Annotated in this window: 13 protein-coding genes; 6 read left to right on the top strand and 7 right to left on the bottom strand. The window is 65.1% G+C overall.

Translation table 11 applies throughout. The annotated features are described in order from the left end of the window. Nucleotides 1–36 precede the first annotated feature (36 nt). The 5 genes from QA649_RS12280 to QA649_RS12300 are packed head-to-tail and all read right to left on the bottom strand — an operon-like array spanning nt 37 to nt 4,624. Nucleotides 37–921, bottom strand: coding sequence for an intradiol ring-cleavage dioxygenase (locus QA649_RS12280; RefSeq protein ID WP_283024405.1), 885 nt, complete (start codon nt 919–921; stop codon nt 37–39). A 13-nt stretch (nt 922–934) separates the two neighbouring features. Then, nucleotides 935–1,837, bottom strand: coding sequence for an NAD(P)-dependent oxidoreductase (locus tag QA649_RS12285; RefSeq protein ID WP_283024406.1), 903 nt, complete (start codon nt 1,835–1,837; stop codon nt 935–937). 21 nt (nt 1,838–1,858) lie between these two features. Then, entirely contained in the window at nt 1,859–3,223 is a 1,365-nt protein-coding gene (locus QA649_RS12290) for an amidohydrolase family protein (RefSeq protein ID WP_283024407.1), read from the bottom strand. A 4-nt stretch (nt 3,224–3,227) separates the two neighbouring features. After that, nucleotides 3,228–4,304 (bottom strand): maleylacetate reductase, encoded by a 1,077-nt coding sequence (locus QA649_RS12295; RefSeq protein ID WP_283024408.1) that lies wholly within the window; start codon nt 4,302–4,304, stop codon nt 3,228–3,230. Beyond that, on the bottom strand, nt 4,301–4,624 hold the full coding sequence (locus QA649_RS12300) for a Dabb family protein (RefSeq protein ID WP_283024409.1): 324 nt from the start codon (nt 4,622–4,624) through the stop codon (nt 4,301–4,303). The genes QA649_RS12295 and QA649_RS12300 overlap by 4 nt, the downstream gene beginning before the upstream one ends. 108 nt (nt 4,625–4,732) lie before the next feature. Between QA649_RS12300 and QA649_RS12305 the strand changes: the two genes are divergently transcribed. The 5 genes from QA649_RS12305 (at nt 4,733) to QA649_RS12325 (ending at nt 10,890) form a co-directional block, all read left to right on the top strand. Beyond that, complete coding sequence (locus tag QA649_RS12305; protein WP_283024410.1) at nt 4,733–5,656, top strand: LysR family transcriptional regulator; 924 nt, start codon at nt 4,733–4,735, stop codon at nt 5,654–5,656. A 13-nt stretch (nt 5,657–5,669) separates the two neighbouring features. Continuing rightward, nucleotides 5,670–7,115 carry a xylulokinase gene (gene xylB, locus QA649_RS12310; protein ID WP_283024411.1) on the top strand — a complete coding sequence of 482 codons (1,446 nt, stop codon included), beginning with the start codon at nt 5,670–5,672 and terminating at the stop codon, nt 7,113–7,115. A gap of 131 nt (nt 7,116–7,246) precedes the next feature. After that, nucleotides 7,247–8,770, top strand: coding sequence for a sugar ABC transporter ATP-binding protein (locus QA649_RS12315; RefSeq protein WP_283024412.1), 1,524 nt, complete (start codon nt 7,247–7,249; stop codon nt 8,768–8,770). Further along, nucleotides 8,763–9,803, top strand: a complete 1,041-nt coding sequence (locus QA649_RS12320) for a ribose ABC transporter permease (protein ID WP_283024413.1) — start codon at nt 8,763–8,765, stop codon at nt 9,801–9,803. The genes QA649_RS12315 and QA649_RS12320 overlap by 8 nt, the downstream gene beginning before the upstream one ends. A 139-nt stretch (nt 9,804–9,942) precedes the next feature. Then, entirely contained in the window at nt 9,943–10,890 is a 948-nt protein-coding gene (locus QA649_RS12325; protein ID WP_283024414.1) for an ABC transporter substrate-binding protein, read from the top strand. A 106-nt stretch (nt 10,891–10,996) separates the two neighbouring features. On the opposite strand, the gene QA649_RS12330 is transcribed toward QA649_RS12325, so the two are convergent. Together QA649_RS12330 and QA649_RS12335 are read right to left on the bottom strand one after the other, a co-directional pair. Beyond that, nucleotides 10,997–12,790 carry a peptide ABC transporter substrate-binding protein gene (locus QA649_RS12330; RefSeq protein WP_283024415.1) on the bottom strand — a complete coding sequence of 598 codons (1,794 nt, stop codon included), beginning with the start codon at nt 12,788–12,790 and terminating at the stop codon, nt 10,997–10,999. A 159-nt stretch (nt 12,791–12,949) separates the two neighbouring features. After that, a complete protein-coding gene (locus QA649_RS12335; protein ID WP_283024416.1) occupies nt 12,950–13,651 on the bottom strand; it encodes a TetR/AcrR family transcriptional regulator in 702 nt (233 codons plus the stop codon). A 122-nt stretch (nt 13,652–13,773) separates the two neighbouring features. Between QA649_RS12335 and QA649_RS12340 the strand changes: the two genes are divergently transcribed. Beyond that, nucleotides 13,774–14,634 carry a sugar phosphate isomerase/epimerase gene (locus QA649_RS12340; RefSeq protein WP_283024417.1) on the top strand — a complete coding sequence of 287 codons (861 nt, stop codon included), beginning with the start codon at nt 13,774–13,776 and terminating at the stop codon, nt 14,632–14,634. Nucleotide 14,635: the final 1 nt, after the last annotated feature.

Consider the following 14,635-nt stretch of genomic DNA (forward strand, 5'->3'; position numbering starts at 1 on the left):
CGGACTCTTGCCGGTCCACTGCGTTTGTCGTTCGGCTTAGGCGGCTCTTGCGCTGCTCGCAACCTGCTTCAAGCCGAAATCATAGTTGAGATGAAAATAGTCGCTGTCCACCATGCGACCATCCGGCGCACGGCCGGCGGGGTGGCGGACGAATTCGCGGATCAGGCTGTCCTTGACGCCGAACACCACGTCGCTGTCGAGATATTTGTCACCGGCGACGAACACATGCGTCACGAGCTGCTCGAAGCCCGGTGCAGAGATCATGAAATGCACATGCGCGGGCCGCCAGGGATGGCGTCCTTGCGCCTCCAGCATGTCGCCGACCGGGCCGTCATGCGGAATCGGATAGGCGGCCGGCTTGATCGACCAGAAATGGAAACGGCCGCTGGCATCGGTATGGAAGCGCGCGCGCATCGCGAGATCGCCGATCTGGTCGAGCTGCTGCACGTCGTAATAGCCGTCATCGTCGGAGTGCCAGACGTCGACGATGGCGCCCGCAAGCGGCTTGCCGTCCACGGTCGAGACCGAGCCGGTGACCAGCATCGGATCGCCTTCCATCGGACCGGAGATATCGGCACCGCTGTCCTTCTCCGGCGCGGCCTGGACGAAGAACGGGCCGAGCACCGTGGTCTCGGTCGCGCCTTCCGGCACCGGATGGTTGATCGCGTCGACCAGCATGGAAACGCCGAGCGTGTCCGAGAGCAGGATGAACTCCTGGCGCTTGTCGTCGCACATGTGCCCGGTGCGGGTCAGGAAGTCGATGCCATACTCCCATTCCTTCTGCGTCGGACGCACCTCGCGAACGAAGGCGTGCAAGTGGCGCACCAGCGCCTCGCTGACCTCTTTGATCCGTGGATCGGTTGCGCCCGCGATCCGCTCCAGCACCGCGTCCGTGATCGTGTTCTCGTTGAAGTTACGCATGGTATCTCCGCGATCAGAGTTTCGGTTCGCCGAGGCCGGACAGCCGTTCCAGATGCTTGACGGTCGCGATGAAGTCGGTGTCGCCGTCGCCCTGGGCGACCAGCGAGCCATAGGTCTCGCGCACTTGTGCCGCGAGCTGCAGCGGCACGCCGACGGCGTGGCCCGCCCCGAGGATCAGGTCGAGATCCTTGGCCATCTGCTTGCAGGAGAAGGTGGACTCGAAGTCCCGCGTGCGCAGGGGTGCGGTCTTGTACTTCACCATGGGAGAAGCGACCGCGCTGTCGTCGAGCACCTTCAAGATATCCTGCCAGGCGATGCCGCCCTTGCGCGCCAGCGCCAGGCTCTCCGCCATCATCGCCGCCGACACCGCGATCATCAGGTTGACCGAGAGTTTTGCGTAGCGCGCTTCCTCGGCGGGGCCGAGATAGGTCTGGGCGCGGGTGAAGGCTGCGAATAGAGGCTTTGCCTTCTCGAAGGCGTCCTTCGGACCCGAGACGAAGCAGGTCAGGGCGCCGGTATGAACAATGCTGGCGTTGCCGGAGACCGGCGAGCGCAGATAGGCAATGCCGCGCGCCTGCGCGGCGGCCGCAACCTCAGTGGACGCCTCGACGCTTACGGTGCTGGTTTCGATCAGGACAGCTCCGGGCGCCATCGCGGCGATCAGGCCGGTGGAGCCGAGCAAGGCGCCGCGCAAGGCTGCGTCGTCGGGCAGAGACGTGATGATCGCGGCTTTACCGCTCACGGCATCGGCCGGCGAGCCGGCAATCGCAATGCCCTGACCGCGAGCCTCACTGATCCGAGCTGCACTCTGATCGAACGCGATGATCGCATAGCCCGCCTTGGCGACGAGCAAGGACATCGGCAGGCCCATCTTGCCGATCCCGATGAAAGCAACGTTCTTCGAAGCGTCTGTCATTGTTGTTGTCCATTGGCGCCTTCAGGCGGCGCGTCCCTGTCGTTCGATGTCCTGAACGAGCCGCTGGCCGGATTGCGCCAGCAGCTCCTTCTTCGCGTCCAGCCCTTCGACCAGCAGCCGGCCATTCTGCTTCTTCCAGACGCCGCCGATCATGACGGACTCGATATTGGCGAGACTCGTCTGCATCACCACGGTCGCGACGGGATCGTGCACCGGATAAAGATTGAGATCGGAGGCGTTGATGATGACGAGGTCGGCAAGCTTGCCCGGTGTCAGCGAGCCGATCTGGTGTTCGCGGCCGAGCATGCGGGCGCCTTCCGTCGTGATCCAGCGCAGCGCCTCGCGGACGGGAATCGTGGTTGTTGCCGGAATGGTGCCGCTCGCTTTCCGCGACTCCGCATTGTCGAGCGCTCGCTGCATCGACAGCGCGACGCGCGCGACGGAAAGGAGGTCGCCGGCCAGCACGGATTCGAGGTCGATGCCGATGGTCGGCCGCACGCCGCGCTTTAGGAGCCGCCCGGTGATCGGAAAACCGTGGCCCTGGATCATCTCGTTCTCCGGCGTCACCGAGAACGACACGCCGAGATCGATCATCCGATCCAGCAGATCGTCAGGCAGGTCATTGCCATGGACGATGTTGACGCCAGGGCCGACGAGGCCGGCCTCGATCAGCTTCTCCCAGCCGCCGGGCGTCTTGGCCGGTCCGCCGCCCTGATGCATCGAGGCGATCAGCTTCAGCTCCCGCGCCAGGCGGAAATCGTGCATGGCGACGTCGAGCGTCGAGTAGTGCGGACCGAGAATGGCGAGCCCGAGGGTAACGAGGCCGTCGCGGTCGGCGAGGGGGCCTGCCAGCAGCCGCTCGACCTCGCGGCGCGGATGCGGCACTTCCGAGAAATGCGGCTCGCCTGGCTTCGGCTCGGGTTTGGGCGAGCCGTGGAAGAAGGCGGCGCGGATGCCGCTCTCGATCAGGCCACGGACGGCGGCGTCGGTGTGCGCGGGCGTCGGGTTGTTATGGCACCAGTCGACCAGCGTGGTGACGCCATGATTGATCTGATTCAGCGCGCCGACGAGCGTCGCGATGTAGATGTCGTCGGGCCGGAACACGGTCGCGAGCCCGGCATGCATGCGGCGGAAATATTCCAGCAGCGTCCAGTTCGCGGCAAAGCCGCGCAAGCCCGTCTGCCAGGTGTGCATATGCGCGTTGATCAGGCCGGGGATGACGATGCGGCCCTTGCCGTCAATGATCTCCGTGTCGGCCGTAACGTCGATCGATGGCCGCACGCTGGCGATGCGGCTGCCCTCGACCAGAACGTCGCCGGTGCCGAGGTCGCCGATCGCGTCATCCATGCTGATGACGGTGGCCGATCTGATCAGCGTGCGCCGCATCGCGTCACGCCGCTTTGACGGCGCCCGGCGGCTCGCCGGCCCAGGCGCGCGCGATCAGGTCGCGGATGGCATTGCGCTCGAGCGGGCGCGGATTCCAATAGGCATTGGTGACGGCAAGGTCGGCGGCCTTGTCGATGCCGCCTTCGGGCATGCCGACATCGCGCAGCGCCAGTTTCGCACCCAGCTGCTTGGCGAGCTCGTAGAGTCCTTGCGATGCGTCGGCCGCGCCGATCGCGCGGGAGATGCGCGCCATCGCTTCAGGCACCAGCGGTGCGTTGTAGGCGAGCGCATGCGGCAGCACGATGGTGTGGGTCTCCGCATGTGGCAGATCAAAAGTGCCGCCGAGCGTGTGGCAGAGCTTGTGATGCAGGGCCATGCCGACGGTGCCGAGGCAGACGCCGCAGAGCCAGGCGCCGTAAAGGGCTTCGGTCCGCGCCTCGCGATCGTCGCTCTTGGCGGCGATGGCGGGCAGGGCGCGCGCCAACGCGCGGATCCCTTCTTCCGCCATCAGCGACGTCACGGGATTGGCGTCGCGCGCATAGAGCGCTTCGACGGCATGGGCGATCGCATTGATGCCGGAGGTCGCGGCCAGGCTCGCCGGTAGCGTCAGGGTGAGATCGACATCGTAGATCACGGTCTCCGGTAGTATCGCTGCATCGCGCACCGTGGTCTTCAGACCGTTTTCGGTCTGGCCGACGATCGGCGTCATTTCCGAGCCGGCATAGGTGGTGGGGATGCAGAGCTGATTGATTCCGGTGCGCAGGGCCAGCGCCTTGCCGAGGCCGGTGGTCGAGCCTCCGCCGAGCGAGACGACGCAGTCGGCTTCGCATGCCTTCATCGCCGTGAGCGCGCGCTCCGTGACCTCGACCGGGGTATGCATGGTGGCGCCGGGAAAGATGCCGGCATAGAGCGGACCGAGCGCTGCCCCAAGGCTCTTGCCTTGGGCCTCCTGCTGCGGCGTCGTCAGCACCAGCGCGCGCTTGCCGCCGAGCCGCTCCACTTCGGCCTTCGCGCTAGCCAAAGTTCCGCTGCCGAACACGACACGGCAGGGCAGGTTTTCAAAGGTGAACGAACCGATCATGCGCCGGTCTCTTTGATGGGATAATCGACCTGGAAGCGTCCGATCCGCAAGTCGCCGAGCGCCTCGCGCACGCGCAGATGCTCCGGATGATTTGCATAGGCCGCGAGCGCGGCCTGATCGGTGAATTCGGAGAACAGCACCACGTCGCAGGCGTAGTCGACGGCGCTGACGTCCATGCCGACCTCGATATGCGTGAGGCCGTCGATCCGGCCCTTGAGGCCCTCGAACAGGGTCTTGACCTTGACCCGGGCGGCGGACCGCTCCTCTTGGGTCTCCCCGCGCAGCCGCCACATCACGATGTGCCTGATCGGGCCTGACATTTCCCAGTTTCCTCGCCTGCTATTCTGCTTGTGTTCTGGCCATTTTGACTTGCGGGAGACGGAAATAAAGGCCAATAATCGTAAGTCTCTTTTCCTGTTTGCGAAAAAATGGACCGCCTGCTCCAGCTGGAGGTGTTTTCCAAGACGGCCGAGCTCGGCAGCCTGTCCAAGGCCGCCGAGGCGCTGCGCATGTCGAATGCGGCCGCGAGCCGTCATCTCAGCGCGCTGGAGGAACGCCTCGCCGTTCGCCTGATCGAGCGCAACACGCGCCGGCTGTGGTTGACGGAGGCGGGGCAGGAGCTGTTGGAGCGCTCCAGCACGCTGCTGAACGAGCTCGCCGAAGCCGAAGACGCCGTCTCCGACCGCGCGCTGTCGCCGAAGGGGATGCTGCGCGTGACGAGCTCGTTGTCTTTCGCGATGATCTATCTCGCGCCGATGCTGCCCGCCTTCCGCGCGCTCTATCCCGATCTCAGCGTGCAGATCATCGGCGCGAACCGCTATCTGGACTTCATCGAGGCTGGCATCGACGTCGCAATCCGCACGCGGGAGCACGAGCCGGATTCCAACATCGTCGTCCGCCGTATCGGCCAGATGCACCGCGTGCTGGCGGCTGCACCGTCATATCTGGAGAAGCACGGCCTGCCGGATCACCCCGCCGATCTCGCCCGCCACAACATGCTGATCTACAACCTCGCCAACGATCCTTATTCGCTGCGGCTGAGCAAGGGCAGCACGACGCAGACCGTCCGGATCGCGCCGACGCTCGACAGCAATGACGGCCAGATCATCTGCGGCGCGGCGCGCGCCGGGCTTGGCATCCTGATCCAGCCGCTCTACATCGTGCAGAGCGATATCGCGGCCGGCCGGCTGGTGCCCGTCTTGAGGGGCTGGGAGCTGCCGCTGCTCACCATGAACATCGCCTATCAAAACCGCGTTCGGCTGCCCGCCAAGATCAGGGTCTTTTCCGACTTCCTGGTCACTCACATCCGCGAGCACTCCGAGCCCGGGATCTGGATCGACGCGACGAAGTAAGCGGGAAGCATCCATGTATCTCGGCATCGATCTCGGCACCTCGGCAGTCAAGACCGTTCTCGTCGACGATGCCCAGCGCGTGATTGCAAGCGAGAGCCGGGCGCTCGCGACCGCCTCGCCGCAGCCAGGCTATTACGAGCAGGACCCCGCGCAGTGGATCGATGCGACCTTTGCCACGCTGGACGCCCTGAAGGCGTCGCATGCCGGGACGATGGCGGCGGTCGAAGGCATCGGACTGTCCGGCCAGATGCATGGCGCCACCCTGCTCGATGCAAGTTCGAAGCCGCTACGGCCTTGCATCCTCTGGAACGACGGCCGCTCCGCCGAGGAGTGCCGCGTTCTGGAGCAGCGCTGGCCCGCGTTGCGAGCTGTGACGGGCAACAAGGCGATGGCTGGATTCACCGCGCCAAAACTGCTCTGGATCGCGACGCACGAGCCCGACATTTTTGCGGCGACGAAACTCGTCCTGCTGCCAAAGGCCTATTTGCGCCTGGTGCTATCAGGCGAGGCCATCGAGGATGTCTCGGACGCATCGGGATCGCTGTGGCTCGACGCCGCGCGCCGGGACTGGTCGGACGCCGCACTGGCGGCAACCGGTCTGTCGCGCGAGCACATGCCGCGTCTGGTCGAGGGGTGCGCGCCTGCAACGACGCTGCGCAGCGAGCTTGCCCGGCGCTGGGGTATGGCGAGGCCGCCGATCATCGCGGGCGGCGCCGGCGATAATCCGGCCGGCGCCGTCGGTATCGGCGCGATCGAGCCGGGAACCGCATTCGTATCGCTGGGAACCTCCGGTGCCTTGCTGGCGCCGAGCAACAGAATAGCCGCCAATCCCGATCGCGTCGTGCATACGTTCTGCCACGCCATTCCCGGCATGTGGATTCAGGCCGGCGCGATCCTCTCGGCCGCCTCCTGCCTCGCCTGGGCCGCGCGCCTGTTCGGCGTCACCGAGGCCGAGATGCTGGAGCCGCTTGGAGCGCGTCCGCAGGCGCCGTCGCCGGTGAGCTTCCTGCCGTATCTTGCCGGTGAGCGGACGCCGCACGACGATCCCGCCGTGCGCGGCATGCTCGACGGTTTGAGCCATGGCACCGATCGCGGTGCGATCGTGCAGGCGGTGCTCGAGGGCGTCGCCTTCGCGCTTGCCGATTGCCGCGACGCGCTTGCGGATGCCGGCATTGCCATTGCCGACGCCGATGTCATTGGCGGCGGTTCAAGGTCTTCATTCTGGCTTGCGGTGCTGGCCAATGTATTGAATGTTCCAATCCATCGCTTCGCAGGAGGCGAGACCGGCGCGGCGTTCGGTGCGGCAAGATTGGGGCGGCTTGCTGTCACGGGTGAGGCGATCGCCGCCGTATGCACGAGGCCGCAGCGCGTCGAGACGTTCGAGCCCGACGCTGGATTGGTCGATGCCTATGCCGAGCGGCTTCCCGCCTGGCGCGAACTGTATCGGCCGCGCCACTAGCTGGCCCAATCTGGTTTGCATACTTCAGTATACGCGCCTTCGGTATTGCCCTGCGTCACTCGCTTTTGTTTAATAACCAAACCGCGCTAACGAGACGCGGGTGGGAAACGCATTGTGCGCCGGGAGGCACGATGAACGATCCGATCCTCGAGATGCGCGGGGTCTCAAAGACCTTCTTTGGGATCAAGGCGCTGCGCACGGTTGATCTCACGGTCTATGCCGGCGAAATCCATGCCCTGATGGGGGAGAACGGCGCCGGCAAGTCGACGCTGATGAAGATCCTGTCCGGCGCATACAGGCCCGATCCCGGTGGCGAGATCCGCATCGAGGGCAGCCCGGTGCGGATCGAAGGTCCGCTCGGCGGCCGCGCCGCGGGTATCTCCATCATCTACCAGGAGTTGTCGCTGGCTCCCAATCTCAGCGTTGCCGAGAATATCTATCTGGGCCGGGAGATATCGCATGCGGGTTTGCTGGCCCGCGGCGAGATGCGAGAGGGTGTCGGGCCGATCCTGAAGCGGCTGGGCGCGGATTTCCTGCCATCGACGCTGGTGGCGCATCTGTCCATGGGCCAGCGGCAATTGGTCGAGATCGCCCGAGCGCTGCACGCCAGATCAAAGATCCTGATCATGGATGAGCCGACCACCTCATTGTCGGCCGCCGAAAGCGAGCGGCTGTTCGCGCTGGTCCGCCAGCTTCGCGCCGAGGGGCTTGCCATCATCTACATCTCGCATCGCATGGACGAGGTCTACGCGCTCGGCGACCGCGTCACCGTGCTGCGCGACGGTCGGCTGGTCGGGTCGCTCGACAAGCCTGAGATTCGCGCCGACACCATCGTCCGGCTGATGGTCGGGCGTGACGTCTCCTCGTTCTACAAGAAGGATCACGATCCCGAAGCGGGGCGGGGACATCCCGTGCTCGCAGCGATCGACATGGCCGACGGCCAGCGCGTCAAGGGTTGCTCGCTCACCGTGCATGCGGGCGAGGTGGTTGGGCTTGCCGGCCTGATCGGCGCCGGCCGCACCGAGCTTGCGCATCTCATCATCGGCGCGGCGTCGAAAACCTCCGGCCGGCTCGAGCTGGAGGGACGTCCGGTCGAGATCCGCACGCCGGGCGAGGCGCTCGAGGCTGGCATCGCCTACCTGACGGAAGACAGAAAGGCGCTCGGCCTGTTTCTCGACATGTCGTGCCTCGACAACATCAATCTCGCCGTGCTCGGGCGCGATGCGAAGCTCGGCTGGGTCCTGGATCGCGACAAGGCGCGTGAGCGCGCCGACCGGGCCTTCGCAGGGCTCAGGATCCGCGCCGCCAATGTCGGCGTTCCCGCCGGAGGCCTGTCCGGCGGCAACCAGCAGAAGGTCCTGCTGTCGCGGCTGCTCGCCATTGCGCCAAAGGTCCTCATCCTCGACGAGCCGACGCGCGGCGTCGACGTCGGTGCCAAGTCCGAGATCTATTCGATCATCGACAATCTCGCCAAAACCGGCACCGCGATCCTCGTCATCTCGTCCGATCTGCCCGAGATCATCGGCATCTGCGACCGCGTCGTCGTCATGCGTAGCGGGCACATCGCGGGCGAGGTCACCCGCGGCCCGAATTCGCCGCTGACGCAGGAAGACATCATGGCGTTTGCCACGGGGATGGAGCATCTCGATGCCTGACAATGGTGCTTCGGAGGCCAAGCCCGCCCCGACGACGACCAACGGCGCTGCCGCAGAGACAAGGCGCCAGCGGATGCGGATGCTGATCAGCGCACTCGGCATGCTGCCGGTGCTGCTGATCCTCTGCATCGGCTTCCATTTTCTGTCCGAGGGCCGCTTCTTCACCGGACAAAATCTCGGCATCGTGCTGCAGCAGGCCGCGGTGAACACGGTGCTCGCCGCAGGCATGACCTTCGTTATCCTCACCGGCGGCATCGACCTCTCGGTCGGCTCGATCCTGGCGGCCTCCGCGATGGCCGGGTTGACACTCTCCAAGATGCCGGAGCTCGGGATGCTGTGGCTGCCGGCTGCGCTGCTCACGGGTCTTGGCTTCGGGGTAGTCAACGGCGCGCTGATTGCGCTGCTCCGCCTGCCACCCTTCATCGTCACGCTCGGCTCGCTCACCGCGGTGCGCGGCCTGGCGCGACTGCTCGGCGCCGACACCACCGTGTTCAATCCATCGATTCCCTATGCTTTCATCGGCAACGGCTCGCTGACCCTCATTCCCGGCGTCGCGTCGATCCCGTGGCTCTCGGTGATCGCCCTGCTCGTCATCTTCGTCTCGTGGCTGGTGCTGCGCCGGACCGTGCTCGGCGTGCACATCTACGCGGTGGGCGGCAATGAAAGCGCGGCGCGGCTCGCCGGCATCAAGGTCTGGGCCGTGTTGATCTTCGTCTACGGTGTCTCCGGCCTTTTCGCCGGGCTCGGCGGCGCCATGCAGGCGGCGCGCCTCTATGCCGCCAACGGCCTGCAGCTCGGCCAGTCCTATGAGCTCGACGCGATCACCGCCGTGATTCTCGGCGGCACCTCCTTCGTCGGCGGCATCGGCTCGATCTGGGGCACACTGGTTGGCGCGCTGATCATCGCCGTGCTCTCGAACGGCCTCATCCTCATCGGTGTCTCCGACATCTGGCAATATGTGATCAAGGGCCTGGTGATCATCGGCGCCGTGGCGCTGGACCGTTACCGGCTGCAAGGCTCCGCCAGAACCTAAGAGGCTCCGCCAGAACCTAAGGGGCTCCGCCAGAACCTGAAGGTCCGGTGCGCACCTGACAGCGCAAGGCTGATGCGAAATTCCGTTGCGGCAACTGGTCTGCCGCGCCGGGGACGAAGACAGACCAGGGAGGAAGTCCATGTTGAAGACGATCACGCTTGCCGGCGCCGCGATGGCGCTCGCCCTGACCACCGTGCCGACCTTCGCCAAGGAGCTCAAGTCGATCGGCGTCTCGCTGGGATCGATGGGCAACCCGTTCTTCGTCGCGCTGTCGAAGGGCGCCGAGTTCGAGGCGAAGAAGACCAATCCCAATGTGAAGATCACCGCGGTCGGCTTCGAATACGATCTCGGCAAGCAGGTCACCCAGATCGACAATTTCATCGCCGCCGGCGTCGACCTGATTCTGCTCAACCCCGGCGATCCAAAGGCGATCGGGCCGGCCATCAAGAAGGCGCAGGCGGCGGGCATCGTCGTCGTCGCCGTCGACACCGCGGCCGAAGGCGCCGATGCCACCGTGACCACGAACAACGTGCAGGCCGGCGAGATCTCGTGCCAGTACATCGTCGACAAACTGGGTGGCAAGGGCGACGTCATCATCGAGAACGGGCCGCAAGTCTCCGCCGTGATCGACCGCGTCATCGGCTGCAAGAATGTCTTCTCGAAAAATCCCGGCATCAAGGTGCTGTCGAACGACCAGGACGGCAAGGGCTCGCGCGAGGGCGGTCTTACCGTCGCGCAGGGTTATCTGACCCGCTTCCCCAAGATCGACGCCATCTTCGCCATCAACGATCCGCAGGCGATCGGCACCGACCTTGCCGCGCGCCAGCAGAACCGCACGGGCATTGTCATAACCGCGGTGGACGGCGCGCCCGATATCGAGGCGGCACTGAAGGATCCGCAGTCGCCGCAGATCCAGGCCTCGGCTTCGCAGGACCCGTTCTTCATGGCGCGGCGGGCCGTGCAGGTCGGTGTCGGCATTCTCAACGGCCAAAAGCCGGCCTCGACCGTCGAGCTCCTGCCGTCCAAGCTCGTGACCAGGGATAACGTCGCCGAGTACAAGGGCTGGACCTCGGATCGTTCGCAGTAAGACGCGGTCCGCCAGCACGCCCGAAACACGAATGACCGGGCGGCGTTTTGATCGACGCCGCCCGCGGGTTGCCTGTTGTGTTAGCACGCATTCCACATCCTGCGAGCTACGAACTCCGATACCAGCTCGCCAGGTTCCACGTGATGGTGTCCCAGCCCGAGATGTCGGCCATCAGGCTGTTGACGCCGGCGTTGACGATGTGGCGCGAGAGCAGCGGCAGGAACACGTGGGCCTCGCAGAAGATTTCGTCGACCTTCATCAGCAGTGCGGCGCGCTTGACCGGGTCGAGCTCGTTCTGTGCGGCCTTGTAGGCCTTGTCGGCTTCGGGATCGGAATAGCGCGAATTGTTGCGGCCGAGCCATTTGTTATCCTTGGTGGCGATCTCCCAGGAGACGCACTGGTTCAACAAGCGCTCCGGATCGGGCTGCGGTTGCGTCGTGTTGTACATCTCCATGTCGGCGTAGAATTTCGAATAGGTATCGGGGTTGCCGACATCAGAGGAGAAGAACACCGATGCGGTGACCGCCTTGACCTCGATCTCGATGCCGGCTTTCTGGCAGGCCTGTTTGATGATGGCCTGCGTCTTCTGCCGCGGGGCGTTGGTCGAGGTCTGGAACACGTATTTGAGCTTCTTGCCGTCCTTCTCGCGGATGCCATCCGCGCCCCTGGTCCAGCCGGCTTCGTCGAGGATCTTGTTGGCCTTGTCGATGTCGAACTCGTATTTCAGCTTGGGCGACTTGAACTGCGTGGGCGCGTTGACGAAGCTCGCGGTTGCGATGGCGCCGCGTCCGTAGATGAACTTCTGGATCGAGTCGCGGTCGATCAGGAGATTGATCGCGCGGCGAACGGCGGGATCGGACAGCGTCGGGTGCTTGGTCTTGACGCTTGAACGCTCGCCGTCGACCTCGGTCCAGGGGTCCGTCGTGTTGAGGATGATGAACTCGACATTGCCGGAGGGCGTGATGTCGAGCTTTCCTTTGCCGCCCGCCTCCATGCGCTTGAGGACCTCCTCCTCCACCTGCATGTTCCAGGCGAAATCGTATTCGCCGGTCTGCAGCACGGCGCGCGCCGCAGAGACCGCATCGCCGCCGCCCTTGACCTCGATCGTGTCGAAATACGGTTGGTTCTTGATGTGATAGTCGGGATTGCGTTCGGCGCGGATCAAATCGCCCGGCTTGAACTCGACGAATTTGTATGGGCCGGTGCCGACCGGCTTCAGATTGCCGGGAGCCTCGCGTGACTTTGCGCCGATATAATCGCCGAAATGATGCTTCGGCAGGATCTGGCCGACCTGGCCGCCGACGAACGGGTCGGCCCAAAACGGCGTCGGCGCCCTGAAGGTCACCTTGACGGCGTGGTCGTCGATCTTCTCGACCTTGATGTCCTTGTAGGAGCCCGTGGTGTACGCCGCGGTTGCGAGATCCGCGGCGTATTGCCAGGTGAAGACGACGTCGTCGGCGGTGAAGGGCTTGCCGTCATGCCATCTGACGCCCTGCTTCAGCTTCCAGATCACGCTCATGCCGTCGGCCGCAAGGCCGCCGTTCGCCTTGGTCGGAACCTCTGCGGCAAGGCAGGGGATGAGATTGCCGTCCTTGTCCCAGCCGGCGAGCGGCTCGAAGAAGATGCGCGAGGCGATCTGGTCCTTGGTGCCGAGCGCGAAATGCGGATTGAGCAAAGTGGGCGCCTGCCAGAGCAGCATCTTGAGCGCGCCGCCGCCGCCGGCCTTGGTCGGCTTGTATGCGAGCGTCGCATCCGCCATCGCCACGTCGTTCCAGACGAGGATCTGGCTCGCGACCGGCGCTGCGATCCCGACCGCAGCCATGGTCCGGATGAACGAGCGTCGCGACAGCGTGCCTTGCTTCACCTCCGCGATCAGACCCCGGATGTCGTTTTCGTTCATCGGATGACCTCCACCTTCACAAAGAAAAATCGTCACCGGCATGCAAGTTACGTGCACTCTAGCTTGGGACGTTTGATGTCGTGGAGTCAAAGGGATGCCCTGCGGCGAAATGGCGGATCAGCGGGTGTCAAGACCATGGTCTTGGCCGCCGCTCGACGGTCAAGCCGTCGGGCCGTCGCTCACTGGCGTTCCCTGGTCGTTCCGCACATAGCGCCAGAGCAGGTCGGCAATCTCGAGCCGCCGCTGTGCTTTCGCCTTCTGCGACGACATGTCCGCGGCGAATTGCGCCTCGAACGTATGCCGGTTGGCGACCGAGAAGAAACAGAGTGCGTTCAGCGACATGTGCAGCTCGATCGGATCGATGCCGGGCCTGATCGCGCCGGCGCGAACGCCTCTGTCCAGCACCGCGGCGATCTGGCTGATGATCGGCCGCGTCATCTCCTTGAGCTTCTTGCTGCCGCGCATGTGCCGGCCGCGATGGATGTTCTCGATCGTGACCAGCCGGACATATTCCGGGTTGGCCTGGTCGAAATCGAAGGTGAACTCGGCCAGCCTGCGGATCGCAGCCTCAGCCTCGAGCGCTTCGAGGTGTAGGTCCTGCTCGGCGATGCGCATCTTCGCATAGGCCATTTCGAGCACGGCCGTGAACAGCTCTTCCTTGGATTGGAAGTAATAGAAGATCAGCCGCTTGGTGACGTTGGCGCGCGCGGCGATGGCGTCGGTATTGCCTCCCGCAAGGCCGTTCTCGGCGAACTCGGCGAAGGCGATCTCCAGGATCTCGCGCTTGGTGCGTTCCCGGTCGCGCCGCCGGACCGGCGGCCGCTTGGCATCTTCGGGGGCGGGCTTTTCCCTGGTTCTCATCCGGCGGTTCGATCCTCTGCGTCCGGTCAGGACTGCTGGCTCCTTACCCATAGCCCAATCGGCGGTCCTTGACAGCAATTATCCCGCAGGTTAATTGTAATTACCCTATGGGATAATTAGTCGTGATTGATCTCGGCCTTGCTCATCTGACGGCATTGGACCTGGCGCCTCTCGCGCTCGTGCGAGAGGCCGCGAGCGCCGGCTTCAGCTTCATCGGCCTGCGCGCGATCCCTGCGACCGCCGGCGGGCCTGCCTATCCGACGCGGGTGGGGACGGACGCGCACCGCTTGCTCAAACGACTGCTCGCTGACGAGGGGGTGCGACTGAACGAGATCGAGTTCGTGCAGCTCACGCCGGGCGTCGACATTCCGGCGCTCGCGGGCCTGTTCGAGGCCGCGGCCGATCTCGGCGCGGTGGCGGTGACGGCATCGGGCGACGACGATGATTCCGCCCGCCTGACCGCGCATTTCGCCGAGCTCTGCGACCTCGCGCAGCAATTCGGTCTGCGTGTCGATCTGGAGTTCATGCGCTGGCGCGCGATCGGCTCGCTGCCGCAGGCCGAAGCGCTCGTGTGCGAGGCCGGCAGGGCGAACGGCAGCATTCTCGTCGATGCGCTGCATCTCCATCGCTCCGGCGGCAAGCCGGACGATCTGATCCCGATCCCCGCGCACCATCTGCGTGCCGCGCAGATCTGCGACGCCGTCGCGCAAATGCCGGTGGGCGATGCGGCGATCATCGCCGAGGCGCGGGAAGGTCGGTTGCCGCCGGGCGAGGGCGCCTTGCCGCTCGGCGAGCTGCTGGACGTCCTTCCGGCGGACGCGAGTCTCAGCGTCGAGATGCCGTTGCCGGCCTTGGCCGTGCGCCCCCGGCTCGCCACGGCATTCAATGCCGCGAGGCGCCTGCTCGATCATCGGCCGCGAGGAACGTCGCGGCCGGGTCATCGCCGCCAGGCCGGCGGCTCAATCCAGATACGGAATGCCTGAG

The sequence above is a fragment of the Bradyrhizobium sp. CB1717 genome (assembly GCF_029714325.1).
Taxonomy (GTDB): Bacteria; Pseudomonadota; Alphaproteobacteria; order Rhizobiales; family Xanthobacteraceae; genus Bradyrhizobium.